This is a genomic window from Myxococcus dinghuensis (assembly GCF_024198235.1).
GTDB classification, from domain to species: domain Bacteria; phylum Myxococcota; class Myxococcia; order Myxococcales; family Myxococcaceae; genus Myxococcus; species Myxococcus dinghuensis.
The window spans coordinates 24,413-49,522 of the sequence record NZ_JAKCFB010000008.1; the positions used below are offsets into that span (position 1 = coordinate 24,413).

23 protein-coding genes are annotated in these 25,110 nt (G+C 70.9%); 12 read left to right on the plus strand and 11 right to left on the minus strand.

Annotated features, from left to right (window positions below; translation table 11 throughout):
- Nucleotides 1-215 precede the first annotated feature (215 nt).
- From LZ198_RS13555 to LZ198_RS13565, 3 genes are all read left to right on the plus strand, one after another.
- Nucleotides 216-707 carry an RNA polymerase sigma factor gene (locus LZ198_RS13555; RefSeq protein WP_253972362.1) on the plus strand — a complete coding sequence of 164 codons (492 nt, stop codon included), beginning with the start codon at nucleotides 216-218 and terminating at the stop codon, nucleotides 705-707.
- Between the two features lie 3 nt (nucleotides 708-710).
- Nucleotides 711-3,752 (plus strand): zf-HC2 domain-containing protein, encoded by a 3,042-nt coding sequence (locus LZ198_RS13560; protein WP_253972363.1) that lies wholly within the window; start codon nucleotides 711-713, stop codon nucleotides 3,750-3,752.
- Between the two features lie 441 nt (nucleotides 3,753-4,193).
- Entirely contained in the window at nucleotides 4,194-5,681 is a 1,488-nt protein-coding gene (locus tag LZ198_RS13565) for a hypothetical protein (protein ID WP_253972364.1), read from the plus strand.
- Between the two features lie 41 nt (nucleotides 5,682-5,722).
- Here the strand turns inward: LZ198_RS13565 and LZ198_RS13570 are convergent, their stop codons facing one another.
- From LZ198_RS13570 to LZ198_RS13585, 4 genes are read right to left on the minus strand one after another with little or no spacing between them, the layout of a single operon-like run.
- A complete protein-coding gene (locus tag LZ198_RS13570) occupies nucleotides 5,723-7,162 on the minus strand; it encodes a CHAT domain-containing protein (RefSeq protein ID WP_253972365.1) in 1,440 nt (479 codons plus the stop codon).
- 56 nt (nucleotides 7,163-7,218) lie between these two features.
- Complete coding sequence (locus LZ198_RS13575; protein WP_253972366.1) at nucleotides 7,219-7,947, minus strand: LytR/AlgR family response regulator transcription factor; 729 nt, start codon at nucleotides 7,945-7,947, stop codon at nucleotides 7,219-7,221.
- Nucleotides 7,944-9,017, minus strand: a complete 1,074-nt coding sequence (locus LZ198_RS13580) for a sensor histidine kinase (RefSeq protein ID WP_253972367.1) — start codon at nucleotides 9,015-9,017, stop codon at nucleotides 7,944-7,946. The genes LZ198_RS13575 and LZ198_RS13580 overlap by 4 nt, the downstream gene beginning before the upstream one ends.
- A 9-nt stretch (nucleotides 9,018-9,026) precedes the next feature.
- The gene (locus tag LZ198_RS13585; protein WP_253972368.1) at nucleotides 9,027-9,479 is read right to left on the minus strand and encodes a nuclear transport factor 2 family protein; all 453 of its coding nucleotides are present in this window, start codon (nucleotides 9,477-9,479) and stop codon (nucleotides 9,027-9,029) included.
- A gap of 437 nt (nucleotides 9,480-9,916) precedes the next feature.
- Between LZ198_RS13585 and LZ198_RS13590 the strand changes: the two genes are divergently transcribed.
- Nucleotides 9,917-11,566 carry a GMC oxidoreductase gene (locus tag LZ198_RS13590; RefSeq protein ID WP_253972369.1) on the plus strand — a complete coding sequence of 550 codons (1,650 nt, stop codon included), beginning with the start codon at nucleotides 9,917-9,919 and terminating at the stop codon, nucleotides 11,564-11,566.
- A gap of 9 nt (nucleotides 11,567-11,575) precedes the next feature.
- Here the strand turns inward: LZ198_RS13590 and LZ198_RS13595 are convergent, their stop codons facing one another.
- Nucleotides 11,576-12,091: an OmpA family protein gene (locus tag LZ198_RS13595; protein WP_253972370.1), complete on the minus strand. Its 516-nt coding sequence runs from the start codon at nucleotides 12,089-12,091 to the stop codon at nucleotides 11,576-11,578.
- A gap of 272 nt (nucleotides 12,092-12,363) precedes the next feature.
- On the opposite strand from LZ198_RS13595, the gene dgt reads away from it, so the two are divergent.
- Nucleotides 12,364-13,758 carry a dGTP triphosphohydrolase gene (gene dgt, locus LZ198_RS13600; protein ID WP_323382589.1) on the plus strand — a complete coding sequence of 465 codons (1,395 nt, stop codon included), beginning with the start codon at nucleotides 12,364-12,366 and terminating at the stop codon, nucleotides 13,756-13,758.
- A gap of 3 nt (nucleotides 13,759-13,761) precedes the next feature.
- Here dgt and LZ198_RS13605 read toward each other — a convergent pair whose 3' ends face one another.
- Complete coding sequence (locus LZ198_RS13605) at nucleotides 13,762-14,217, minus strand: VOC family protein (RefSeq protein ID WP_253972372.1); 456 nt, start codon at nucleotides 14,215-14,217, stop codon at nucleotides 13,762-13,764.
- Nucleotides 14,218-14,406: 189 nt separating this feature from the next.
- On the opposite strand from LZ198_RS13605, the gene LZ198_RS13610 reads away from it, so the two are divergent.
- Nucleotides 14,407-15,486, plus strand: a complete 1,080-nt coding sequence (locus LZ198_RS13610) for a sensor histidine kinase (protein ID WP_253972373.1) — start codon at nucleotides 14,407-14,409, stop codon at nucleotides 15,484-15,486.
- Nucleotides 15,479-16,276: a LytR/AlgR family response regulator transcription factor gene (locus LZ198_RS13615; RefSeq protein WP_253972374.1), complete on the plus strand. Its 798-nt coding sequence runs from the start codon at nucleotides 15,479-15,481 to the stop codon at nucleotides 16,274-16,276. The genes LZ198_RS13610 and LZ198_RS13615 overlap by 8 nt, the downstream gene beginning before the upstream one ends.
- A gap of 23 nt (nucleotides 16,277-16,299) precedes the next feature.
- On the opposite strand, the gene LZ198_RS13620 is transcribed toward LZ198_RS13615, so the two are convergent.
- Both LZ198_RS13620 and LZ198_RS13625 read right to left on the minus strand, forming a co-directional pair.
- The gene (locus tag LZ198_RS13620; protein ID WP_253972375.1) at nucleotides 16,300-17,838 is read right to left on the minus strand and encodes an MBL fold metallo-hydrolase; all 1,539 of its coding nucleotides are present in this window, start codon (nucleotides 17,836-17,838) and stop codon (nucleotides 16,300-16,302) included.
- A gap of 111 nt (nucleotides 17,839-17,949) precedes the next feature.
- Nucleotides 17,950-18,642, minus strand: a complete 693-nt coding sequence (locus LZ198_RS13625; RefSeq protein ID WP_253972376.1) for a hypothetical protein — start codon at nucleotides 18,640-18,642, stop codon at nucleotides 17,950-17,952.
- Between the two features lie 198 nt (nucleotides 18,643-18,840).
- On the opposite strand from LZ198_RS13625, the gene LZ198_RS13630 reads away from it, so the two are divergent.
- Nucleotides 18,841-19,515 carry an SOS response-associated peptidase gene (locus tag LZ198_RS13630; RefSeq protein WP_253972377.1) on the plus strand — a complete coding sequence of 225 codons (675 nt, stop codon included), beginning with the start codon at nucleotides 18,841-18,843 and terminating at the stop codon, nucleotides 19,513-19,515.
- Nucleotides 19,516-19,518: 3 nt separating this feature from the next.
- Here the strand turns inward: LZ198_RS13630 and LZ198_RS13635 are convergent, their stop codons facing one another.
- The gene (locus tag LZ198_RS13635) at nucleotides 19,519-19,908 is read right to left on the minus strand and encodes a DoxX family protein (RefSeq protein ID WP_253972378.1); all 390 of its coding nucleotides are present in this window, start codon (nucleotides 19,906-19,908) and stop codon (nucleotides 19,519-19,521) included.
- A gap of 345 nt (nucleotides 19,909-20,253) precedes the next feature.
- Between LZ198_RS13635 and LZ198_RS13640 the strand changes: the two genes are divergently transcribed.
- A complete protein-coding gene (locus LZ198_RS13640; RefSeq protein WP_253972379.1) occupies nucleotides 20,254-20,565 on the plus strand; it encodes a hypothetical protein in 312 nt (103 codons plus the stop codon).
- 72 nt (nucleotides 20,566-20,637) lie between these two features.
- Here the strand turns inward: LZ198_RS13640 and LZ198_RS13645 are convergent, their stop codons facing one another.
- Together LZ198_RS13645 and LZ198_RS13650 are read right to left on the minus strand one after the other, a co-directional pair.
- Nucleotides 20,638-22,152, minus strand: coding sequence for an Hsp70 family protein (locus tag LZ198_RS13645; protein ID WP_253972380.1), 1,515 nt, complete (start codon nucleotides 22,150-22,152; stop codon nucleotides 20,638-20,640).
- A gap of 63 nt (nucleotides 22,153-22,215) precedes the next feature.
- Nucleotides 22,216-22,788, minus strand: a complete 573-nt coding sequence (locus LZ198_RS13650; protein ID WP_253972381.1) for a helix-turn-helix domain-containing protein — start codon at nucleotides 22,786-22,788, stop codon at nucleotides 22,216-22,218.
- A 29-nt stretch (nucleotides 22,789-22,817) separates the two neighbouring features.
- Between LZ198_RS13650 and LZ198_RS13655 the strand changes: the two genes are divergently transcribed.
- From LZ198_RS13655 to LZ198_RS13665, 3 genes are all read left to right on the plus strand, one after another.
- On the plus strand, nucleotides 22,818-23,552 hold the full coding sequence (locus LZ198_RS13655; RefSeq protein ID WP_253972382.1) for an AzlC family ABC transporter permease: 735 nt from the start codon (nucleotides 22,818-22,820) through the stop codon (nucleotides 23,550-23,552).
- Nucleotides 23,549-23,857, plus strand: a complete 309-nt coding sequence (locus LZ198_RS13660) for an AzlD domain-containing protein (protein WP_253972383.1) — start codon at nucleotides 23,549-23,551, stop codon at nucleotides 23,855-23,857. Before LZ198_RS13655 ends, LZ198_RS13660 begins: the two co-directional genes overlap by 4 nt.
- Before the next feature lie 91 nt (nucleotides 23,858-23,948).
- The gene (locus LZ198_RS13665; RefSeq protein ID WP_253972384.1) at nucleotides 23,949-25,028 is read left to right on the plus strand and encodes a DUF6891 domain-containing protein; all 1,080 of its coding nucleotides are present in this window, start codon (nucleotides 23,949-23,951) and stop codon (nucleotides 25,026-25,028) included.
- Nucleotides 25,029-25,110: the final 82 nt, after the last annotated feature.

Here is a 25,110-nt window from a genome sequence, read left to right on the forward strand (position 1 = left end):
ACCGAGGGAAACGCACGAGGCTGGCAAGGGCTTACGGGGTTTGCTTCCCGCCAGGGATTGAGGCGACCATCCGGGTCCGCCGAGGGTGGGGAGGGGACTCAGGGGACTCGACGTAAGGATTTCGTGGGCCGCGCGTTTGCGCTGGCATGAACGGGCCCGAAGGAGTCGGCTGGATGGACTCGAGCGACGAGGGGCGTCTCCGTCGCGATGTGGGAATGATGCTCGACAGGCTCCGCCCCCGACTGCGGGCCCGGGCCCGGCGGATGCTGGGCCCGGACTCTCCCGAGGTCGAGGAGGTGGTGCAGGACACCATCGTCCGGTTCCTGCTCGCCACCCGCAACCGCCCGAAGTCCTGGGCCAGCGAGGAGGAGTGCGCCAACTACCTCTCGGCGGTGCTCTCGTCCTGCGTCATCGACCACTTCCGGCGGGCCAAGCTGCGCCGTGGTGGCGAGTCCGAGTTGAGCAATGTCGTCTCCATCCGCGAGCAACTCAGCCCCCATGAACCGCCGGGGGTGACGGGCGAGTCCTTCCTGCGCGCGATGGCCGAGCTCACCGACGGGCAGCGCACCGCTTTCTCTCTGCTGTGCGAGGGTGGCTTGAGCTACCGGCAGATCGCACAGCGACTCAAGACCTCGCCGGAGGCCGTCGCCAAGCGCATCTGCGAGGCGCGCGGGGCCCTGGCGCAGAAACTGGGATACCGGGACTGAGACATGTCCAATCACACCGAGAACTCGCGAGCAGCAACCTGCGAGGACCTACATCGCTTCGTCGACGGAGAGCTGAACCCGGAGGAGCGCACGGCGTTCGCCGACCACCTCACCGGCTGCCAGGCGTGTCAGCGCGAACTGGAGCGTGTCCTGAGCCTCCAGATGGTCGCCGAGGTCATCCTGGACAGGGGGCTGGGGCTCGTGGACGCCACGGCGCCGCGCTCCGACGGCGAGGCAGGTACGGAGTCATCCTCGACGCGTCCACCCCGCGCGGGTTCTCCGCGTCGACTCGGGGTGGGGCTGGCGCTCGCCGCGGGGGTCGCGCTCCTCGCGGGCGTCACCTATCTGTTGGGCCGGTCCACGGCGGAGCCGGAGCCGCTGTTCGCCTCGCTGGGTCCGGAGCGGCGGCTGGAGTTCCGCCTCGCCTATCAGTCCGCGGACCGCTACCTCCCGCTGCGTCGCGGCCACTACGGCGCGGAGTCCGGCCCCATCAGCTCCCTGCTGGCCACCGCGCCGGTGAAGGACCTGGAGCGACTCCAACGCACCGACCCGCATGCCTTCGCCGCCGTGCTGCTGGCCTACGGCGTCCCGCAACTGACGTCCGAGGCCGCGCAGATCCTCGGCACGCTCGACAAGGGACCGGAGGTGGACAACGACCGCGCCGTCGCGCTGCTCGCGAGTGGACGTGGCCATGAGAAGGAGGCGCTGCGGCTGCTCGATGGCGCCCTCGTGCGCCACCCGGACCTCACCCAGGCCATGTGGAACCGCGGCCTGGCTTTGCGCAACCTCGACCAGCACGCGCTCCCGTTGAGCGCGGCGCGCGCCTTCGAGGCCGTTGCACTGCGAGAAGAGGAGGGGTGGTCGGACGAAGCCCGCCATCGTGAGCGGACGTTGAAGGACGGCGAGACGGCGCGCTACCAGGAATGGGAGCGCAAGTGCGCAGCCGGGCGGACCCTGGTCGACACCGGGGCCCTTCCCACGACGAGTGACGTGCGCAGCCCCATCCTGCGGCTCTACTTCTATGACGCCGTCCGCAGCGCGACCTCGGCGGGCCGTGTGCTGGGGCTGCTCGACCTGGCCCGCCAGCTCGATGCCGTCTCCGGGGGAGATGCACTGGAGCGCTACATCCAGCGCACGGCGGTGCGGGACTTCTCCAAGAGACGCCCCCTGGCGGAGGCCTACCGCGGACTGGTGGGCACCTCGCCGTCCCTGGCGGACCCGCAGGTCGCCGCCCTGCTCAATCAGATGCTGGCCACGGACGAAGACGACCTCGTCCTGGGGTTGCTCTATTTGACGGACGGCGCCCAGCGCTACGTCGACGAGTTCACGCGCCGAGCCGTGGCGATGGAAGACCCCTGGTTCACCTCGCTGGCGGAGGTGAACCGCGCGAACGCGGAGGCCTCGGCCGGGGCCCTGCACGCGGCGCGCGCGCGGTTGGAGCGGGCGCTCCCGGCATGCGAACAGGCGCGGCTGACCTACCGCTGCCTGGGCATCCGTCACTTCCTCGCGGACATCTACCTGCGCCTGGACCTGTTCGACGCCGCGCGGAGCACGGCGCTGGAGGGCTGGAACCTCGCCGTGCTCGCGGGGGAATGGGGGCACGAGGCGACGTTCATCGAGGCCCTCGCGGCGGCGGCCCGGATGCAGGACGACTTCCCACTGGCCCGGGCCTATCTCGAGGAGTCCTCCGAGCGCCGCCGCCTGTCCAATGACGGCGCGGGCATCCAGTTCCAGCAGGAGAGCCTCGCGCAGGTGGAGCTGAACGCCTTCCAGTTCGACCGGGCACGGACGGCCATCAACGAGGTGCTCAAGCTGTCAGGGCCGTTGACGCCCGTGGGCGCCATGGCCCTGTCGGACATCGCGCGGCTGCGTCCCCAGACACGAGACCTGGACGCCTTCGCCGCCTTCGAGAGTGAGCGCTCGCGGTACTCGCCAGGAAAGAACGCGCTCATCACCCACATCCTGGGGCGCTTCTGGTTGGAGAAGGACCTCCAGAAGGGGCGGGGGTTGTTACGCCAGGCCATTCGAGAGGGACGTGAGCGCCTGGGGGCCGCTGAGACGCGGGACGTCGACGCGGTCCGGTCCATCGCCTACAGCTATGGCTCACTCATCCTGGAGGCGGGGAAGTCCGGCGACTTCTCGGGAGCGCTGCGTCTCTTCGTCGAGGAACTCGAGGGAGACGGGGCCGCGCTGCCCACCCGGTGCGTGGTGGGGCTGACCGAGGACTCGGAGCGGGCCATGTGGGTCGTGCTGGGGCAGGGCGGTTCACTGCGGGGACACTACGTGGACACCCTGGTCGCCCCGCTGCCCCAGGACCTGGAGGGCTTCGTCGACGCGGAGGCGCTTGCTTCGCTGGAGGGATGCGAGCAGGTCTCGGTACTCGCGCGGGGGCCGCTCTATGGCCGCGCGGGCATCCTCCCTTCCACGATGGCGTGGCGCTTCGCCCGGAGGCTTTCCTCGTCCGCGGCATCGACTCCTCGCGAAGGGGCGCACCTGGTCGTCGACAACGTTCCCTATGCACCCGAGCGGAAGCTCCCGCGCCTCGACGAGTGGAATCCCCCAGTGCAGGCGATGGGTATCGTGTCCCTCTCAGGGCCGAGGGCCACTCCGTCGCGCGTGAGCGCGGCGATGCGGGACGCGACGGAGATCGACCTCGTGACCCATGGCGTGATGGGGCTGGCCTCCGAGTCCACGTATCTCGTGCTCGCGCCGGGAGACAAAGAGGGGGACGTGCTGGGGATCGACCGCATCCCTGCGTTGCGAGGCCAGCCCTTCGTCATCCTGGTGGCGTGTCAGGCCGCGAAGGCGGGCTCCGCGGTGCATGCCTCCATGAGCCTGCCGGCGGCCTTCGTGAGCGCGGGGGCTCGTGGCGTCGTCGCGGCGACCGTGCCGATTCCGACGGGCGATGGCGCGCAGGCCTTCTTCGAGGAGCTGCGCCTGCGCATCCGCCAGGGAGTCTCTCCCGCGAAGGCGCTGCGCGACGTGCGCGTGGAATGGAGTGCCCGCAAGAAGGACTGGGCTCGCAGTGTGTTGCTGTTCGAGTGATGGCTGGAGCAAACCGGAGGTGCGCATGTCTCGGGACCTGAAGGAATGGAGTGGCGAGTCGCTGTGGAACACGAAGCGCCATGTTCATGTGGTGCTGACCGGAGAGGAGTTCCATGCGGAGGGATTCGAGGCGGTCGGCGGACCGGTCGTCTTCGCGGTGAAGGGGCCACGACCGCGGTTGGCGGAGTTCCTTCAGCAGGTCGAGAGCGCGGGTGCGACGTTGAAGGTGGTGGATGACAAGGGGGCGTCCATGCGGGACCCCTTCCTGACGTCCCCAGGCGGCCCTGGCGGACCGATGACGGGGAACACCAGTGGCTCACTTCCAACGCCCCCTGGCCCGAAGGGGCAGGACGATGGCACGTCCCTCGGGTCCGAGCATGGCGGCGCGGTGCCTCCGAAGGGCGCGTCACCCCAGAACACGGGGAGCGGGATGTCCTGGTCATGAGTGGCATCGCGGGTCGCTCCGCGGGGGCGTCGCCGTCGACGGAGTCACCCGCCGACGTCTCGCTGGGCCTGCTCATGGCGCGGGGCCCGGGGCCGCGGCCCGCGAAGGTGTTGTCCTCCCAAGGGCTCCTCGACCCGCCTGCGCTCACGGAGGCGTCGATGCACCGTCTGCCTCCCGCAGGCGGCTACCTCGACGCGCCGGGCGGGGACCCGGGGGACCTCACGCTCCAGCGCTGGGGGCTCGTCGTTCCGGAGGACCCCGCGCGACGGGAAGAGCTGCTCTCCTGGTGTGCGCCCCTGCGCGCCCTCCGGGAGCTGCAACAGCGTGCTCCCGCGCGTGTCTATTCCGTGCCTCCTGGGATGGATGGGCCCCAGTCGGTGCAGTGGCTCCGCGACGTCTTCCGTCCCTCGGCCCGCGAGCGCGAGCTGCCCCGCTATCTGCTCATCCTCGGGGACCTCCATGAAGTGTCGCTCGAACTCCAACAGGTCCTCGCGGGAGACCGGTTCGTGGGTCGCCTCGCCTTCGACCGCGAGCGGGACTGGAGGGCCTACGTCGAGAAGGTGCTGTCGTGGGAGGTTCGCCTCCGTCCTCTCTTGCCCAAGGCGCTGTTCTTCTGCGCACATGACGGCTCGGAGGCGACGCGGTGGGGCTACCCGCGACTGATTCAGCACGCCGTCTCCGAGTGCCTGGAGCAACTGGCCCACCGCGAGCTGCCGGCGAGCGTGGTCCAGGAGTTGAGCACTCCTTCCCAGTGGTCCCGGGACGTCTTGCTGGCGCAGGTGTGCGAGCAGCACCCCAGCGTCCTGCTGTCACTGAGCCACGGCCTGGGGCCTCCGGCAGACCGGTCGTGGTCCCCCGCCGAACAGCGGGCCCATCAAGGCGCGTTGTGTCTCGGGAACGAGCTGCTGGGCGCGGACGTGCTCTCATCGAGGCCCTTCCTGCCCGGCGGTCTCTGGTTGCCGGTGGCCTGCTTCGGCGCGGGCACGCCGGCGACGAGCCTCTTCCGGCACTGGCTGGTGCGCGCGCTGGAGGAGGTCGGCTCCTATGTGCCACCAGAGCGTGTGGTTCCCGTCATCGGCGACATGCCGGAGCGCCCGTTCGTCTCCGGGCCGGTGAAGGCCGCGCTCGCCAACGGAGACGGGCCGTTGGCCGTGCTCGGCCATGTCGACCTCGCCTGGACGAACAGCTTCCAGGACGAGCGCGGCCGAAGCGAGGCACGGGCCTTCACCAGCGCGATGCGCTCCTTCATCGCGGGTGAGCGCTTCGGCATCGGCGCGAATGTCCTGGCGCGCTCCGCCATCTCCCTGGCGCTGGATATCCTCCGGCACCAGGACGCGGATGAGCGCGAGAGGGCAGGGGGGCAGAGAGCCCCGGCCTGGCGCCTGAGGCGCGGTCTCCTGTGGATGACGTACTGCGACCTCTCCGCCTACATCCTGGTGGGTGACCCCGCCGCACGGCTGTCCGTGCCTGCACGACGGGATTGAGGGGCCGCGCGGTAACGACGAGGCGACCGCCCGCGAGAGGTTCATGCCTCGCGCAGGCGAGAGAGCTGGTGTTCGACCAGCCGCGCGTGATGACGGAGCATCAAGGTCTGGAACCGCGCCAGCAGCCCTCGCCGTTGGACGTCCTGGAGGAACTCCCGCGTCTGCTCCTCCTGGGTGCTGTTGTCGGTGTGGACGGCGAGCGGCACGTTCAATCGTGCCGCCAGTCTCTTCAGCGCGGTCGGGTCGAGTCCGCGCACGGCGATCTCGATGAGCTCCTCGTCGGTCGGGAGGTCGGCCTCTCCTCCCTGCCACGAGGAGGATGTCTCCTGGTGCGTCGACGATGTCGCGGGCGTGGGGAACAGTGGGGCGTACAGTGCCTCCTCATGGGCCACGTAGACCTGGAGGGAGGCCCAGTCCAACGTCCCGTTGGCGTAGAGGGCGCTTCTCGCCGCGCACAAGGCCTCCCGGATGTTCCCGCCCCGGAGCAAGTGGGCATAGAGGGCACGGGTGAGCTGCTGTGCTCCTCGCGTGGAGAGCGGGAGTCGTGACGCCACCGCGACGGAGACACCCGCTCGATGGAGCTGCTGGACGACGCTGCTGCGGAGCGCCGTCGACCGCGCCGTGTCGCCACCCTGGCACGCGGTGATGAGCAGGAGCCGCACCCTCGACGCGGGGCTGCCCACCACCTGGGCCATCTGTTCCGCGTCACCGACATGGGGGACATGCGGGTCGTCGGACGTGGGGATGGCGAGGCCGAAGCTTCCGTCCGGTGCGCGGGCGCCATGACAGAGCCATTGGAGGACGGCGACGGGACCGGTGAGCGCGCCGAGCGTCTCTCCCAGGCTCCTGAGACTCATCTGGGGCAGGAGGTGGAGGCTCCGCCGAGGAAAATCCACAGCCTCGCAGCACGCGACCACGTCGCGGTCGAGCCGCAGCAACTCCACGTCGCCCGCTTGTCCGAAGACGATGGGCCCGGACCTATCGCGCGCGAGGACATCCTGTGCGGTGGTCGTCGAGGCCGACGGCCACATGTACTGGACGAGGACGGAGCTGTTCGAACTCAGCGCGAGTCCGTTGGGGCCGGCCACCAGCTCCCAGGGCAGGCCATAGAGCTCCGGTGCCTCGGATTGGATGAGGAGATCGACAGGGCGGCCCTGCCGGAGTGCCTCGCGCATGTGCTCGGTGGCGATCGCCCAGGTGGGGACTTGTGTCAGCAGGCCGGTGAGGCGCGCGCCCAGCTCGCGGGCCGCGGAAGGGGCCCTTGCCTCCTCGGTGCTCGCCAGGTCCGACAGGTATGGGGTCACTTCGCCCCAGTCGAGCGAGACCGCGCTCGACCAGTGGTCGTCGACGAAGACCCGATACGCCTGCCGTCCAGAAGGCTCGATGAAGGTGCCGTTCTCGGGCGCCGCGCGCACGACCTTCAGCAAGATGCGCAGGGGCGCTTCCGACGTGTCACGAATCGTCGCGTGCTGCGGGCGCATGCTCCCTCCTCGCGTCGTCGCGCAACACTAATCCGCTCACGCCTTCGTCGCCCGCCTCACGTCATGAGCAGCTTGAGTCGCGCGGCATGTCGTCGGCTCATGGACAGTGGGGCGTCGGCGCCTCGGACGTGGACCTGGAGGCCCTCGTCCAGGTTGCCGTCGACGCGCTCCACGCAGGCGAGGTGGATGATGGCGCCGCGGTGGATGCGCACGAAGTGCTTCTCCGGCAATCGGGCCTCCCACTCCGACAGCGGGCGGGGCGTCAGGTAGCGCTGGCCGTCGCGGGTCACCAGCTCCGAGTAGTCCCCCGCGCTGCACAGGCACGCGATGTCGCCCACCTGGACGAAGCGGGAGCGGCGCTCGCCCGATAGGAAGAGATGGTCGTCGATGGCGAGCGGACGCCCCACGGCCGTCCCCTGGGCCGCCCCCGTCTTCTGGAGCAGCCGCTCCACGGTGGCGCGCAGCCGCTGCGGATGCACGGGCTTGAGCAGGTAGTCCAGCGCGTTGACCTCGAAGGCGCGCAGCGCGTGCGCGTCATGCGCCGTCACGAAGACCACCTGGGCGCGGACCTCCGCGCGAGCCAGCAAGTCGAACCCGGAGGCCTCGGGCATCTGCACGTCGAGGAAGAGGACGTCCGGGTCCAGCTCGGCGATGCGCCGCTCGGCCTCGTCCGCGTCCGCCGCCTCGCCCACGACCTCCAGCTCGGGATGGGACTTGAGCAACGTGCGCAGCTCCCCGCGCGCCAGCCGCTCGTCGTCCACGAGCAACACCTTGAGCCTCGTCATGCCGCCTCCCGCTGACCCTGCTCCACACGCAGGGTGGCCTTCACCCAACCCGCGTCCTCGCGAACCTCGAACCGATGACGCTCGGGGTACGCGTGCGCCAGCCGCTCGCGCACGTTGGCCAGTCCCGTCCCCGTACCGTCGGGCCTTCCCGGGCCGGGCGTCACCGAGCCCACCTCGGGAGGACGCCAGCGCCCCGAGTTGGCCACCTCGACCTCCAGCCACCCACCCTCCACGCGCGCGCGGATGCGCAGCTCCAGGGGGCCCTTCTGGGTGTCCAGGCCGTGCTTCACCGCGTTCTCGACGAGGGGATGGATGAGGAACCCCGGCAGGCGGATGGACTCGGTGCCAGGCTCGATGTCGAAGGAGACACGCAGGCGGTCCTCGAAGCGGATGCGTTGGATTTCCAGGTAGCTGCGGATGGCGCGCAGCTCATCCCCCAAGGGGACATCCCGCTCCCGTGTCTCCAGCAGTGAGTAGCGGAAGAAGTCCGCCAGCTCGGTGATCATCTGCCGGGCCCGCCCGGGCTCCTCGTCCACGAGCGCGCGGATGGAGTTGAGCGCGTTGAAGAGGAAGTGCGGGTTGACCTGGTAGCGCAGCATCTGCCAGCGGGCCTCGGTGGCCAGCGACAGGGCTCGCAGCACCTGCTCCCGCTCCGCGTCCAGGTCCATCCGGTAGGCATTGCTCAGGAACAGCGCGCTCCAGGCGAGCAGCACGACGAGGTAGTTGAGCACGTCGTGCGGGAAGCCGTGGTGGAAGACGGGCGTCAGGCCGAACATCCAGCGCAGCGCGGTCTGCCACACCGCCGCGAGGACCGTGGACATGGCGAGGCTCGTCACCCCGAGGACCCACAGCGAGGGGCGACGGGCCCACATCCGGTCGAGCACCTGGGCCATGCCGGCGCTGAGCAACAACCCCAGCGCCGAGCGGAGCAGCTTCAGCAGGCCGATGGGAAGGGGCCCCAGCGCGCTGGAGTCACCCAGCATGTTGGGAATGGAGAGGATGTACCCCGCGAGCGCGTACGCGCCCCATCCCCAGAGCTGGGCCTTCCAGAAGCTCGGGCCGAGTCGCATCCCTCGTTTCTACCGCTTCTGGATGTGGACCACCTTGCCGATGATCTTCCAGCTCCCGCCCGTCTTGATGACCGTCAGGTAGTCGGTCATGAAGGCGTTCGGGTAGTCGAGCTCGACCTTCGCGACGCCCACGTCGCCCGTGACGTCGAGCTGGACGATGCGCCGCTTGCGGCGGGTTTCGTCCGGAGCGGGCTTGCCGTTCACCCCCTCCAGGTACTCCGCCTTCGTCTTGCGCACGAGGGCGCCGTCGCGGTTGAGGTACATCTTCATCTCGTCGTGGAACGCCTCCTGGAAGGGCGCCACCTGCCCGGTGACATGGCCTTGCAGGTACAGCTCCACCGCCCGTCGCGCGCCGGCCTCGTCCTCGGAGGTGGAGGGCGCGGCGAGCGCCAGCCCCCCAGCGAGAACGCCCCCCAGCGTGACGCCGCCCAATCCGACCGCGCGTCGAAACCATGTCTTCATGTGTGTCTCCCGTGATGGGCGCGCCCCGTCTGATGTCGCTCCAGCGAGGGCCCGCCCCACGGTGATAGCCGGGCCGACCGGTGCTCCAGGACACGCGTCTGTCAGCGGGGCCAGGGCGCGTCAGGCGGCGACAGGAGGCGACGAGTGGTCCCGGGGCCATGCGCTTCACCCGGGGCCTGGGGCCTCGCGCCACGCAGGGGGCGGGACTCGCCCGGCCCCTCCCGCGTGTGCCATGCGGAGCGGGAATTCCCCTCGGACCCGGCGCGAGTTCCGGTTCTCCACCCTCCCATCAGGCAGGCGGGCGGCGTGCCCCTTGGGGTGGGGGTGTCCGCGAGCGCTGCGGCCCCGGATGTTTCGCATAGAGTCCCGCGCGGAGCGCCTGCGCCAGGTGCTCCCTGTCGGGTGTATCGCACCGGGATTCTCGAGGACCAACACGGATGGACTGCGACTGGCTCATCGTCGGCTCGGGCTTTGGTGGAAGCGTCAGCGCCCTGCGATTGGTGGAGAAGGGCTACCGGGTGGTGATGCTCGAGAAGGGCCGCCGACTCCGGGCCGCTGATTTCCCGAAGACGAACTGGGACCTCCGGCGCTGGCTGTGGATGCCCGGCCTGGGCTGGCGGGGCCTGTTCAAGATGACGTTCTTCCGCCACGTCACCGTCCTGTCGGGCGTGGGAGTGGGCGGGGGCTCGCTCGTCTACGCGAACACACTGCCCATCCCGAAGGACGACTTCTTCGAGGCGACGAGCTGGGGCCACCTGGCGAAGTGGAAGGACGAGCTCGCGGCGCACTACACCACCGCGCGCCGGATGCTCGGCGTCAGCGTCAACCCGCTGCGCACCTTCCCGGACGAGGTGCTGGAGGAGGTGGGACGCGACATCGCCCGGCCCGACTTCCAGCCCTCCACCGTGGCCGTGTACTTCGGCGAGCCCGGCGTGACGGTGAAGGACCCGTACTTCGGCGGAGAGGGGCCGGAGCGCACTGGCTGCATCGCGTGTGGCGGGTGCATGCTGGGCTGTCGCCACGGCGCGAAGAACACGCTCGACAAGAACTACCTGCACCTGGCGGAGAAGCGCGGCCTGACGCTGCACGCGGACACGGAGGTGACGTGGGTGCGTCCCCTGCCGGGCGGCGGCTACGAGGTCCAGGCGCGGCGAGGCACGGGGCGCTTGTTCCGCGAACCGCTGCGCTTCACCGCGCGCAACGTCATCTTCGCCGGAGGCGTGCTGGGGACGATGGACCTGCTCCTGCGCCTCAAGGAGCGCGAGGACGGTCTGCCCGGGCTGTCGCCCCGGCTGGGTGATGGCGTGCGCACCAACTCCGAAGCGCTCATCGGCGTCGTCAGCGGACGCCAGGAGCCGGACCTGTCGCGAGGCATCGCCATCGGCTCCATCCTGCACACCGACGACCGCTCACACCTGGAGCCGGTGCGCTACTCGGCGGGCTCGGGCTTCTTCCGGCTGCTCATGGCGCCGCAGGTGTCCGGGGCGACGATGCTGTCCCGGCTGGCGAAGCTCGTGGGCATGCTCGCGCGCCACCCGTGGCGCTTCCTCAAGGCCTGGTTCGTGCCCGACTTCGCGCGGCGGACGATGATCCTCCTCTACATGCGCACGCAGGAGGGCGCGCTGCGCATGCGTCGGGGACGGGGCTTCCTGACGGCGCTCAAGCGGGGGCTCGTCACGGGCGTCGAGTCGGGCGTCGCGCCCACGTCCAACATCCCGGAGGCGGTGGAGCTGGCCCGGCGCGTGGCGGGGAAGATGGATGGCTATCCCATGACGATGGTGAGCGAGACGCTGGCGGGCATCCCCACCACCGCGCACATCCTCGGGGGCTGCTGCATGGGCGACTCGGAGCGGTCCGGCGTCATCGACCACCGCCATCGCGTCTTCGGTTACGAGGGGCTGTACGTCATCGACGGCTCGTCCATCTCCGCCAACCCGGGCGTGAACCCCTCGCTCACCATCGCCGCGCTCGCGGAGCGGGCGATGACCTTCGTCCCGGCCTCGCGGTCCATGCCCGAGACGGTGACGGGAGGGGAGGCGGCTCCCGTGCCGGCGGCGTCCGTGGCCGCGCGGCACGAGGCGACCTGACGGCGGCGGCTACAGGCGGACCTGGAGCTCGTAGCGGCGGTTCTTCGCCTTCTTCGCGTCGGTGTCGTCGGGCTTCACCAGGGGCTTCTCGGAGCCGAAGCCCACGGCGATGATTTCATCGCGCGCGATGCCCCGGGAGATGAGCTCCTTGACGATGGTCTCCGCGCGCTGCTCGCTGAGCTTCTTGTTCTTGCCCGCGTCACCCGTCGAGTCGGTGTGGCCGGAGACCTCGAACTTGTAGCTCTTCACGCCCGCGGAGGTGAGCTGCTTCTTGGCGTCGATGAGCGCGGAGGCGAGCTTCTTGAGCTTCGCGTCGCAGCCGGCGGTCAGCTCGGCGGTGCCCGTCTTGAAGCTGCACTGGTTCTTGCGGCCCTCGTCCATCAGCTTCGTGTTGACGCGCTTCTCGACGGCGCCCTTGCCCGCGTCGGTCGCGGACTTCTTGATGGAGTCGAAGGGGCTCTGCGCGGCGGCGACACCGGGGACGGCCAGCAGCGACACGGCGATGCACAACGCCTTGAGCTTCATACGTGGAACTCCTTGGGCTCCAGGAAGGAAGGGAGCCGCGCGAAGGCTGCCCAGCGCGGGCCCGTCCGTCCAGCACGGACACGCACCCCTCCCGGGGAGCCGGGGCGCCCGCTCGCCCGGTGGGTGTGACGGGGGCTCCGGGAAAACTTGCCTCGGCGTGTGGGCGGAGGAGCATGGGCGCTCGGGTCGGTCCGGGCAGTGAGCGTGACAGCGAGGCAGCCGTGAGCAGCAGTCGAACGGAGCGGTGGCGGTATCTTCTCTCGGGACACCGGGTGGGGTCGGACGCGAAGCCGGCGGACGCCGTGGTCGAGCGCCCTCCCGTCCCGGACGACTCGCTCCCCCTGGACGAGCGCACGCCGTACGACGTGGACTACGACCGCATCGTCTTCTCCAGCGAGTTCCGTTGTCTGCACGACAAGACGCAGGTGTTCCCCCTGTCGTCGAGCGACTACACGCGCACCCGCCTCACCCACAGCATCGAGGCCTCCTGCGTGGGGCGCTCGCTGGGGCAACTGGCGGGACGGGGCCTGCGGATGCAGGACGTGAAGGTGGAGCCGTCGCACCTGGGCACCATCGTCGCGGCGGCGTGCCTGGCGCACGACATCGGCAATCCGCCCTTCGGGCACTCGGGCGAGGCCGCCATCCAGCACTGGGTGGAGCAGCGGCTGGCCGAGCCCGGCAAGGAGGCCCAGGGCCGCAAGTGCCCCTTCGAGACGAACGAGGAGTGGAGCGACCTGGCCCACTTCGAGGGCAACGCGCAGGGCTTCCGCATCCTCAACCGGCTCCAGTCACGCGAGCGGCGGGGCGGCCTGCGGTACACCGCGGCGACGCTGGGGGCGATGAGCAAGTATCCCCGCCCCTCCGTGTTGCCAGGGGGCCGCGCGGCGGACAGGGCGCGCGTGTCGGAGAAGAAGTTCGGATACTTCCAGGACGACCGCGTGCTGGCGCTGGAGGCCTACCGGGCGACGGGGCTGCGCGAGCGCGAGCCGGGCGTCTTCTCGCGCCACCCGCTGGCCTTCCTCGTCGAGGCGGCGGACGACATCTGCTACGCGGTCATCGACCTGGAGGACTCCGCCAAGCTGGGGCTCATCCCCACGAGGCAGGCCTGCGAGCTGCTCGACGCGGTGCTCCCGCCCGCGGTGAAGGACAAGCGTCCGCCTCCCGCGCACCCGGAGACGCGGCTGGCGCAGGCGCGGGCGCGGACCATCGGCGTGCTCATCCAGGCCAGCGTGAAGGTGTTCCTGGAGAACGTCAGGGGGATGGAGGACGGTGAGTGGGAGCTGCCGCTCATCTCCGCGCGTGACGACGTGCGCGTGCCGCTGCGGGAGATCAAGGACGCCACCCGCCGCCATGGCTACGAGAGCGAGCGCGTGCTGCAGATCGAAAGCGCGGGCTTCAAGACGCTGGGGGGCCTCCTGGACATGTTCGCGACGGCGGTGGTGACGGACCGTCCGAACCGCGAGGAGAAGAAGCTGCGGCAGCTCTTGCCACTGGAGCTGTTCCAGCGGCCGGACAACCCGCTGCGGGGCGAGGACATGGGGGAGGCGCTCGCGCGGCTCACCATGTACCAGCGCCTCCTGTGCGTGACGGACTCCATCGCCGGGATGACGGATGGCTTCGCGGTGGAGCTCTATCAGCGGCTGTCCGGCATCAAGCTGCCCACCTAGCCCTCAGGCGTGCAGGCCCTCTTCCCGACCGGTGGGGCGCGACAGGCCGCGCCCTTCCAGCAGGGAGAGCGAGTCGTCGATGGCCAGGATGTTGCCGGACGGGTCCTTGAACCAGGCGGCCTTCATCTCTCCCATGTCGGCGATGCCGTCGCGGGTCCGGATGCCCAGCTCCGGGATGTCGTACTCCTCGAACGCCACGCCCTTCTTGCGCAGTCGCTTCACGGAGTCTTCGACGTCCATCACGGCGAAGGCGCAGGCCGTGGCGGTGGAGCCGGAGGGCGTGGGGCGCTCGTACACGAGCAGGAACGAGCCCTCGCCGACGCGGTACATCGTGGCGCCCTGTTCACCTTCGGGCGTGGGAATCTCCTCGAACTCCAACAGGCCGCCGTAGAACACACGGGCGGCCTCCAGGTCCGTCACCGCCAGCGTGGGCACGACCTTCGTTCGCGCGAATGACATGACGTGTCCTCCCTCCCTGTCTCTCGGTTGGGCATGACGTGGAGGCCTTGCAACCCGGTGGGCCCCCACTCAGGGAGAGGGAGCGGCGGAGGGCCCGGTGGGCGATAGGTGCCCGGGGCAGGTTCCGCTACACTTCGCGGCACTGTGTCACGGACGGACGAGGCCCCGGCCTCCGCGGGGTGGAGGTGGATGTGGCGGCTCGGCCCCTGGACCGCGCCGGGAGTGCTCTCCGCGGTGGAGACGTACTTCTTCGCGCTCTCCAGCGCCCGGCCCATCGAACTGTGGCGCGCCTTCGCCACGCAGGTCCCCGCCTGGTACGTCTGGGTCCCCGCCACGCCGTGGCTCTTCCTTCTCGCGAGGCGATTCCCCCTGGGGCGTCCCTTCCAGGCGCGCTCGGTCGGCGTGCATCTGCTGGCCTGGGTGGGAATGGGAGGGGCCTTCGGTCTCGCCTACACGCTGTGCAACCTCGCGCTGGCGCGCGACATGGGGGGCGCGTCGCTTGAGTTCTCCCGGATGCTCCTGCGCTTCTGGCTCGGGTGGCTGCCGATGATGGCGATGGCCTACGCGGCGGTGCTGGGCATCGCGCACGCGCTCGACTCCCAGAGACGGGAGCGTGAGCAGGAGCGCCAGTCGGCGAGGCTCGCGGTCGAGCTGGCGGACGCTCGGCTCCAGGCGCTCCAGACGCAGTTGCACCCCCACTTCCTGTTCAACACGCTCAACGCCATCGTCGTGCTGGTCCGCGAGAAGGAGACGGACGCCGCCGCGAGGATGCTGGTGGCGCTGAGCGACATCCTGCGGCGCCTGCTCCAGCAGGGCGCGACGCAGGAGGTGTCGTTGCGGGAAGAGGTGTCCCTGTTGTCCCGCTACCTGGAGATTCAACAGTTGCGCTTCCAGGACCGGCTGCGCGTGAGCTGGGAGGTGGAGGACGCGGTGTTGGATGCCCGGGTGCCCTACCTCGTGCTCCAGCCCCTGGTGGAGAACGCCATCCGCCACGGCGTGTCCATGCGAACGGCGGCGGGGGCCTTGACCATCCGCGCTCGGCACCAGGACGGCGTGCTGACGTTGATGGTGGAGGACGACGGCCCGGGGCTGCCGGCGGCGTTCTCGCTGGAGCGCGGCGCGGGCATCGGACTGGCGAACACGCGGGAGCGCCTGACGCGGCTCTATGGCGACGCGGGGCGGCTCGGGCTCACCTCGAGGCAGATGGGGACGGGCGTCGTGGCCACGGTCGAGCTGCCGCTCCGGAGGGGGGAGGCTGGGAATGGCTGAGCTGCGGGTCCTGCTCGTGGACGACGAACCGCTCGCGCGTCGTGGCCTGCGGCATGCGCTGGCGCGCCATCCGGATGTGAGCATCTGCGGCGAGTGCCGGGACGGGCGCGAGGCGGTGGTGGCCATCCGGGAGCTGCGCCCCCAGTTGGTGTTCCTCGACGTGCAGATGCCGGAGCTGGACGGCTTCGGCCTCATCCGGGAAGTGGGCGCGGAGCGGATGCCCGCGGTCGTCTTCATCACGGCGTATGACGCCTTCGCCGTCCGCGCGTTCGACGTGCACGCGGTGGACTACCTGGTGAAGCCCTTCGCGGACGAGCGCTTCGACGAGGCGATGCAGCGCGTGCGACAGCGGCTGCGACAGGGCGAGGCCGTGGAGCTGGGCCGGAAGCTGGCGGCCCTGCTCGCGGAGACGTCGGGCCCGGCGGCGCCGGCCACCGGGAGCGCCGCGCCGGAGTCCCTGGCGCGGCTCATGGTGCGGGTGGGCACGCGGTCCGTGCTCGTGCCGGTGGCGGACATCGACTGGGTGGAGGCCGACGACTACTGCGTCACGCTGCACGTCGGGCGGGAGGAGCACGTGCTGCGGGAGAGTCTCGCGGCGCTGGAGTCGAGGCTCGACGCCGAGCGCTTCGTGCGCATCCATCGCTCGGCCATCGTCAACGTGGAGCGCATCCGGGAGCTGCACCACGCCTCGCCCACGGAGACGGTGGTGGTGCTCAAGGAGGGGCTGCGGCTGCGGGTGAGTCGCAGCCGTCGCGAGGCGCTGGAGCGCAGGCTCGGCAAGGCCCGCTGACGGGCCTCGCCGATGCTCGGACTTCAGTGGGGGCTTTCCTCCGCGGCGGCGCCCACCTGCTCCACGGCATGGGTGACGGCGGTCCACTCCGTGCCTTCGAGGTGCATGCCGAACGCTCGCGCGACGTCCAGGTGCTCCCGCGTGGCCGCCTCCACGGACTCGGCGACCTGCTGCACGTTGAAGAACGCGCCGCCTGGAGTCGGCTGCACCAGGTCGCTGGTGTAGAGCAGTCGATGCTCGGGGAGCCAGACGAACAGCATGCGCTCACCCGTCTCGGTGCGGACGGGGATGAGCTCCAGCCGGTTCTTCCCGCTGCCCAGCGCGGTGCGCCCGCTCACGGCGTGGAGCGTCGCGCGGCGAGGGGTCTTGGCCAGGGCGTCCGGTGAGAGCGTGCGTGGTGCCTTCAGCACCCGGTCCGCGAGGGGGCGGTTCAGGTCCAGGAGGTGGATGGGGATGCCGCGGGCCGCGTACTCACGCAGCCCGCCGACATGGGGCCACGCGTCGCTGGTGGAGACCACGGCCTTCACCTTCACGCCCGGGTGGCGCCGGCGGACCTCCTCCAGGACGGCGGCGGAGTAGCCCGACGAGATGGGCGCCTCGATGACGACGACGCCGTCGTCCTGCTTCACCAGCGCGACGTTCCACCGACCCGGAATCAGCACCACGCCGGGGACCAGCTCGACGGCGGGCTTGTCCGGGCGACCCAGCGGCAGGGACTCGACGGTGAGCTGACCGCGAGCGGCGAAGCCCTTCCGCACGTCCTCCGGAATGGCGAAGTCGGTGTCCGACACCTGGGGGGGCAGCTCCAGGCCCGTCACGGTGAACGCGTGATACTCGTTGCCATTGCGCGCCCAGCTCCAGTGACGCGGGTAGCGCAGTCCTCCGGGCTCCAGGGACCAGGACTGGAAGGTGAGGCGGGTCGTGACGTCTCCCCAGACGTTCCAGAAGAAGTCCCCGGGATGGGCGTCGACTGTCTCGACCTGGGTCGGCAGGGCCGTGTGGGCGTTGAGGAACAGCCGCGCGGTGGCGCGCCCGTGGTGGAACGTCACCACGTGGTGCGGCACGTCCTGGAGCACGACATCCGGCGCGGCGCGGAGGTCCTTCGCGTCCAGGGCCGTGAGCAGGACGCGCTCGGGGGCGAAGTCCAGACGCTCCTCCAGGTCCTGTCGCTGCGCGGCACCCGCGGGGACCATCTTCCCCTCACGCTCCAGGGCCACCGCGCCGTCGGACATCAAGACGGTCATCGACTGCCACGTGCCCAGGCCCGCCGAAGGGCTGCGGCCCTCGAGCTTCTGACGCAGGCGGCGGTGTGCCGGGTCGCGCAACTCGTCGAGCTGCTCGTAACTCACGAGCCAGGGCGGGGTGGGGCGCTCGGATTGCTCCAACAGGTTCCAGTGGCCGATGCCCTGGATTCGCAGCGCGGGGAGGGCACGGAGCCGGGCTTCGCCACCCATGGCCTGGGCCGCGGCCTGGACCTGGAGTCGCGCGGGCGCATCCCCGGCGAGCACGGGGGCCGACAGGAGCAGCAAACCGAGGAGCCACGGCGGAGTCGTTCGTCGCATGCCCCCAGGATGCGGTGGCCCCGCGCCCCGGGTTGGCGCATGCAGGGAACGGAGGGCCCGTCGCGGCGGATGGCCGTCCCCGTGCAGTGAACGGCGGGCGGCGCGGCGCCCTCAATCCCCTTGGACGGCGAGCTGCCAGTCTCCCTCGGCCGTGATTCCCACGCGCAGGCCGTAGTAGGTGCCGCCCTCCTTCTTCATCGCCCGGAGCTGCTTCTCGGGATAGAGGCCCACGAGGGGCTTCCAGTCCGAGGCGTTGCGAATCCCGGTGACGTGGACGGAGGGCCAGTAGTACAGCGCGCCCTCCTTCGCGTCGGGCAGCTCGAGGACCTGCGCGATGCGCGCGAGCACCGGCTCGCCCCGGGCCTCCGCCTGACGCCAGTACTCGACGGGGTCGTTGCCCTCGCCGAAGGTGAAGCGCAGCCCCTGGCCGTTCTCGTTCGCCAGGGTCGCCAGCGCCGCGTAGTCGCAGGCCCGCGCGGCCATGAGGATGCGCTGCCGCATGGCCTCCGTCGGCGCGGGCACGGAGGGCTTCGCCGCCTTCACCGGGGCGGGGGGCAGTCGCGCCGCGGAGCAGCTCTCGCCCGGCGTCGAGGCGTCCGCCGCCACCAGCCCCGCATCGCTCACGCTCCCCGCGTCCGGAGTCGAGGGCGTGACCACCGTGGGACCGGCATCGAGCTCCGGGGGATTGGGGGGCCGCACCGCGGAGGGGGCCGCGTCGGGGTTCGAGGCAGGGGCGGGGGGCCGCTCCGTACACGCGAGGAGCGAGAGGGCGGCGCAGGTGGACAGGAGCGTGGACCGGTGCATGCGCGCCTGTGTAGTCCAGCCCCGAGAGAGGCGGGCCGGTTTCCATCCCTGGCCCGTGCCGAAAGACGCCTTCTGACGACTCGTCGACGCAGCGCCGACACGCGAGCGCGTCAGGCCCGAACGGCCGACAGGTCGCCTCCGGAGCGACCCTGCACGGATGACTTGGGTCTGGTGTCGGAGAGGGCGATACTGCCGCGCATGTGTGGCCGAGTCACCGTCCGGACTTCTCCTGATCAACTCGTCGTCGAGCTGGGGCTCGCGGGCATCCGCGCGGCGGTCGAACGACCGCGCTTCAACCTGGCTCCCACGCAATCGATGCCCGTGGTACCCAATGACGGCGCGCGGATGCTGGACGCGTTCCGCTGGGGGCTCATCCCCTCGTGGGCGAAGGACGCGTCCATCGGCAACAAGCTCATCAACGCGCGAGGGGAGACGGTCGCGGAGAAGCCCAGCTTCCGCAGCGCCCTCAAGCGCCGCCGCTGCCTTGTGCTGGTGGACGGCTGGTTCGAGTGGAAGCAGACCACGAAGCCCAAGACGCCCTTCTTCTTCCATCGCCAGGACGACCGCCCCCTGGCGCTCGCCGGCCTGTGGGAGGAGTGGACCGCGCCCGACACCGGCGAGGTGCTGCGCACCTGCACCATCATCACCACCAGCCCCAACGCGCTGATGGCGCCCATCCACGACCGGATGCCCGTCATCCTGACCCCGGAGGGCCAGGAGGTGTGGCTGCGTCCGGAGCCCCAGGACGCCGCCGTGTTGCTGCCCCTGCTGGTGCCCTCGGCGGACACGGGGCTGGAGGCCTACGAGGTCTCGCGCGTCGTCAACGCGCCCACGCAAGACATCCCGGCCTGCGTGGAGCGCGTGGCGGCGTAGGCCTCAGGCCTTGCGGCGCAGGCGCGCGTCGAGGCTGTGGGGCCCGGCGCCCACCAGCATCACCGCCGCCATGACGGCGAGGTAGAGCAGCGCCAGCTCCATGCGGCCGAACGGGTCCGCGCGGTGCCGGAACAGCGCGACCAGCATGGTGAAGCCCGCGAACGCGGCCGCCGGACGGGTGAAGAGTCCCACCGCGACGAGCAGGCCGCCGAGGAACTCCGCGAGCGACGCGCACCAGGCGAAGAAGAGCGGGAAGGGGAAGCCCAGCTCCGCCACGCCCCGCGCGAACCCCGACATGTCGCCGCTGACCTTGGACCAGCCGTGCCCCAGCCCCAGCGTCAGCCCGAACACGACCCGCACCAGCGTCCAACCCAGCGCCATTCGTCCCGTCATGATGTCCTCCTCGCGTTGCGCGCGACGTCGTCCGTCGAGGATGCCTGCTCCGCGCGGGCCTGTCCGCCAGGAACGTCGCCGGACCTCGATTCCGCGGCGTCCGAGCGCGCGCATCCCCGTCCCGGCGAGCGAGCGGTCCACGTGCCCGCCTGCCCGGGAGGACGCATCCGGTCCGCTGGGCCGGTGGAGCAGGAGCCTGCTCGTGGCTGGCCCCCGAGCCTCGTCGACGTCAGCTTGTGGATTGGAGGAAGGACTCCTCTCGTCGCAACGGCCGGGCGAGGGGGCTCGGGCGTGCCCGGGGGCCGGGCGGGTCGGGGCGAGGTGCCTTCCCGGAACGGGAGCGTCATGCAGACCGAGAACCCACGCATGAACCTGGAGCGGGTGGAGGAGGCGATATCGGGCGCCATCGTGGAGGCGGGGCCCGACCACCTCACCGTGCACGACATCGGCGCGGGCGAGGACATCACCCTGCGCATCGATGACCGCACGACGTACGTCTGGAACGACGCGCGCGACGAGGGACGGTTGACCGACACGGCCGACGTCCGCGTCGGCTACTTCATCGCCGGGGGCGTCCACGTGGCCGCGGAGGTCATCATCCTCGACCCGGGGCAGGGCAGGTCCATCGCGGACGCCATCCCGCGTCGCCTCCAGTAGGCGTGGGACGGGGCGGGGGCTGCTCCGTCCTCGCGGTGTCTCCACTCGCGGACGGGGCCCCGCGCGCGTCGACTACGCCGTGCGCTTGGGGGCGCGCAGGTCGGTGATGGCCAGCGGGTGACGCTCACCCTGGGGGGAGACCAGCGCGGCGCCGAGCACGAAGTCCTGGCCCATGCGCAGCTCCAGCGTGGTGGGGCCCTTGTGCGTCGTGCGCCAGTCCAGCTCGATGCGCACCGTGCCGAGCAGCTCGCGCTCCACCGTCGTGGTGTCGAGCGACTCGAAGAGGGCCACGGAGATGGGGCCGGGGATGAGCGGCAGCTCCAGCGTGACGGTCTTCGTCGCGGGCACGGGCGTGTTGGCGGGGATGACCTCGTGCTGCGCGCCCCCGGGCACCATGATGCCGATGGGCATGGGCACCACGTCCGACAGCCCGGCGATGCCGCGCGCCAGGTTGCGCCCGAGGATGGCCGCGCCCACGGCCACGCCCAGCTCCGGGTTGACCTCGCGGTCCGACGACAGGCGCTTGAAGTGCGAGAAGCGCTCGCGGATGACGGGCATGCGCGTCTGGCCGCCCACCAGCACCAGCTCGTCGATCTGGTCCGCCTTGAGCCGGGCGCGCTCGAGCACGTCGTCGCTCGCGGACGCGGTGCGCTCGATGAGCTGGAACACCATCTGCTCCAGTTGCTTGCGCGTGAGGGTGTAGTCGAAGTCGACGAAGCCGCCGTCCTTCTGGGCGATGCAGGGCACGCGCAGCACGGTGGCGTCGCGCGTGGACAGCGCCATCTTCGCGGACTCGGCGGCGAACACCAGCCGCTGCATCACCACCTTGTTGCCGCGCAGGTCGATGCCGTGCTTCTGCTGGAAGTCCGCCACCAGCATCTCGACGATGCGCTCGTCGAAGTTGGCGCCACCCAGGAACGCGTCACCGCCGGTGGCCAGCACCTTCACCACGCGGTTGTGCACCGCCAGGAGCGTGGCGTCGAAGGTGCCGCCGCCCAGGTCGAACACCATCACCGTCTGTTCGGGGTTGCGCAGGTTCGCGTAGTAGAGCGCCGCCGCGGTGGGCTCGTTGATGATGGCGCGCACCGTGAGGCCACACTGCTCCGCGGCCTGCCGCACCGCCTCGCGCTGGCGGATGGACGCGTGCGCGGGGACTGTCAGCACACACTCCTGGAAGGGCTCGCCCGCGGCGTGGTTGGCCAGGGTGAGGATCTGCCGGATGACCAGTTGCGTGACTTCCGTCAGCGACGTCACCTTGCCGTACATCCGCACCGCGGTGTAGCCGTCCTCGCCCTCCACCAGCTCGAAGGCGTACTTGTCCTTGTGCTGGGTGACGTACTCGGACTGGAAGCGCCGCCCCAGGAAGCGCTTGGCGCCGAAGACGGTGTGGCGCGGGTCGTCGATGATCTGCCGCCGGGCCGCGTGCCCGACGATGGCCTTGTCCTTCGCGTGGAACCACACCACCGAGGGCAAGGTGAAGCTCTTGTCCGTCACCGGCACCACGCGCAGCTTGCCTGCCTTGTCGAAGAAGGCCGCCGAGGTGTTGGTGGTCCCGAAGTCGATGCCGAGGATGGCCGCGGTGCTCATGAGCCCCCGAGTCTTTCACGTCCGCGCAGCGGGGAGAACCGACCACACGCGGGGTGGGTGTCCCTAGATGTGCTCCATGACCATGAAGGCGACGGTGTGGGGGGCGAGCGCTTCGTAGAGGTGCGGCACGTCGCCGGGGAAGGTGGCGTAGTCGCCGGGCGCCAGGTCCACGGTGGCCCCACTCGGACCCGCGCGCAGGCGGCCGGTGCTGACGACCAGGTGCTCGACGCTGCCGGGGATGTGCGCCTCGGCGTGGCGGGCGGAGCCGGGCTCCAGGCGGATGACGTAGAGGTCACGCCGCGCGCCCGGAGGACAGGCGGAGAGCATGGTGCCGGTGAAGTGGGCCTGCTCGGAGCGGATGGCCGCGCCCTCGCCCGCGCGGATGACGCGCACCTCCCTCGTGGGCGGGTCCACCAGCCTGCTGAAGGGAACCCCCAGCGCCACCGCCAGCGCCCACAGCGTCTCGATGCTCGGGTTGCCCGTGCCCGCCTCCAACTGGGACAGGGTGGACTTGGAGACGTCCGCGCGCCGCGCCAGCTCCGACAACGACACGCCCGCCCGCTCGCGCTCGCGGCGCAGCGCGGAGGCGATGACATCCAGGGGACCCGTCGGCTTGGGTGTTCGTTTTACCGGCATGATTGTTCTTATTGACGAACGAGGCGCGCTTGTCCACATTGGTCCGCATGGGAACCGTGGATCGCGCCCTCGTGCGGGACGTGTCGGCCATCGCGCTGGCATCGGGCGTGGTGGGTGTGTCGTTCGGGGCGCTGGCGGTGTCGGCGGGGATGCCGGTCTGGCTGGCGCTCTTCATGTCGGTGGTGGTGTTCGCCGGAGGCTCGCAGTTCGTGGCGGTGGGGGTGGTGGCGGCCGGAGGCAGCCCGGTGGCGGCGGTGCTCGCGGGGCTCCTGCTCAACGCGCGGCACCTGCCCTTCGGGCTGGCGGTGGCGGACGTGTTGGGGCGGCGGTGGCCCACGCGGCTGTTGGGCGCGCACCTGATGGTGGACGAGTCGGTGGCGTTCGCCCTGGCCCAGCCCGACCTGGCCCGGCGGCGCGCCGCCTACTGGTGGTGCAGCGGGCTCCTGTTCGTCGGCTGGAACCTGGGCGTGACGGTGGGCAGCGTGGCCGGCAGCACGGTGGGCGACCCCGCGACCCTGGGGCTCGACGCGGCCTTCCCCGCGAGCCTGCTGGCGCTGCTCCTGCCCGGTCTCCTGCCACCCCGGAAGGAGCCGGCCCCGGCGGGGACGCCCTCCTCGGACGACGCGGTGGCGCGGGCCAAGGCGACGCGGGCGCGCCACGTGGCGTTGGTGGGGGCGGTCATCGCGCTCGTGACGACGCCGTTGCTGCCCGCCGGGGTTCCCATCCTGCTCGCGCTGTTGGCCGTGGGAGTGGCCCTGCGATGACCGTGCTCTGGATATTGGTGCTCGCCGCGGGCACCTATGCCTTCCGTCTCGCCGGGCCGCTGTTGAGCGAGCGGCTCCACGTCTCGTCCCGGGCGCAGGAGCTGATGTCCCTGGCCACCATCGCCATGCTGTCCGCCCTGGTGGCGACGGCGACGCTGACGGCGTCCGGGGGCTTCTCCGGCTGGGCGCGTCCGGCGGGGGTGCTGGTGGGCGCGGTGCTGGCCTGGCGCCGGCTGCCGTTCGTGGTGGTGGTGGCGGCGTCCGCGCTCGCAGCGGCGGGGCTGCGCCTGGCGGGGCTGCCGTAGCGGTCGCGCGCGAGTCGAGGACGAAACAGGTGGTCGCCATGCGACCTCGTGGGCCATCGTTCGTCTCCTGGGACACGCATCGGGGGCGTACATGAGCTGGCTGGAGTCCGAGGTCGAGGTCATCGTCAAGAGCGGGCTGGGCTGCGACGGCGAGGTGCTCGCGAAGGTGGAGGCGTTGCTCGCGGCCGAGGGCTCGTCGAAGGTGGCGGCGCTCCACGAGACGGTCGGTCAGGCCTGGCAGAAGCTGAGTGAGCAGGACCGGGTGGAGTCGGGCTGGGCCGAGCCGACGACGAACGACGCCATCGACCGCGCCTTCGAGGAGCTGCGGGGCGCGGGCATCCTCGCGTTCCAGGGCATCGGCTCGCAGGTGTCGAGCGGCTGGCCGGAGGTCCAGGACGCCGCGAAGCGCCAGGCGGGGCCGGTGCGGGGCGCCACCTTCTTCCACGGCGAGGACCTGGAGGGCGTCGTGCTCCACCAGCAGCCGCTCCGGCTCGAGTTCGGCGCGCTGGTGGCCGAGGGCACCGCGGACGCGGAGGCCGTGCGGGCCATCGGGCACGAGGTGAAGGCGGCGCTCGCCCGGCACGGGGTCGAGGCGCACTGGGACGGCGACGCGGAGTCACCGCTCTCGATTCCAGGCTTCGTGTGGCGCAAGCGCCGGCGCAACGAGCCCATCCGGGACTGGATGGTGGGCGGCGTGCTGCGGGGGCTCGTGGCGCAGGATGACGTCCCCAGGGAGGTCGCCGTCACCGCGCTGTCCCGGGTCATGGTCGAGCTGGCCCACGCGCACTATGGCCCGGGCTTCGTGTTCGAGGCGGATTTCGACGAGGCCTCCTCGCGCGTGGTCCTCTTCCAGGTCGTCCACACGGTGGCCGACGACGCGGCGCAGGGCGTGGTGGGGACGGTGCCGGTGTCCCAGGCGCGCGCGGCGGGACTGGCGGTGGATGCGGACGACGAGCTGCTCTTCGTGCTCCCGCAGCGTGATGACGACCTCGCGCAGCTCCAGGAGAGTGCGCGCCTCTACGGGGCCTTCCTCCCGCTGTATGGCCAGCCTCGGATTCCGCCCGTCAGTGCTCGCGAGCTGCGGGAGCGCATCTTGCGCATCGCCCCCTCCCTCCTCGCGGCGCAAGCCCAGGCCGCCGCGCCGGTGCCAGAAGAGAACACTCCTTCCTGACGTCGGGCGGGAGCCCACCCGGGGTGCCCTGGCGTGAGCCCCTCGTTCTTCGCGATAACAACGGAATATGCGAACGAACGGA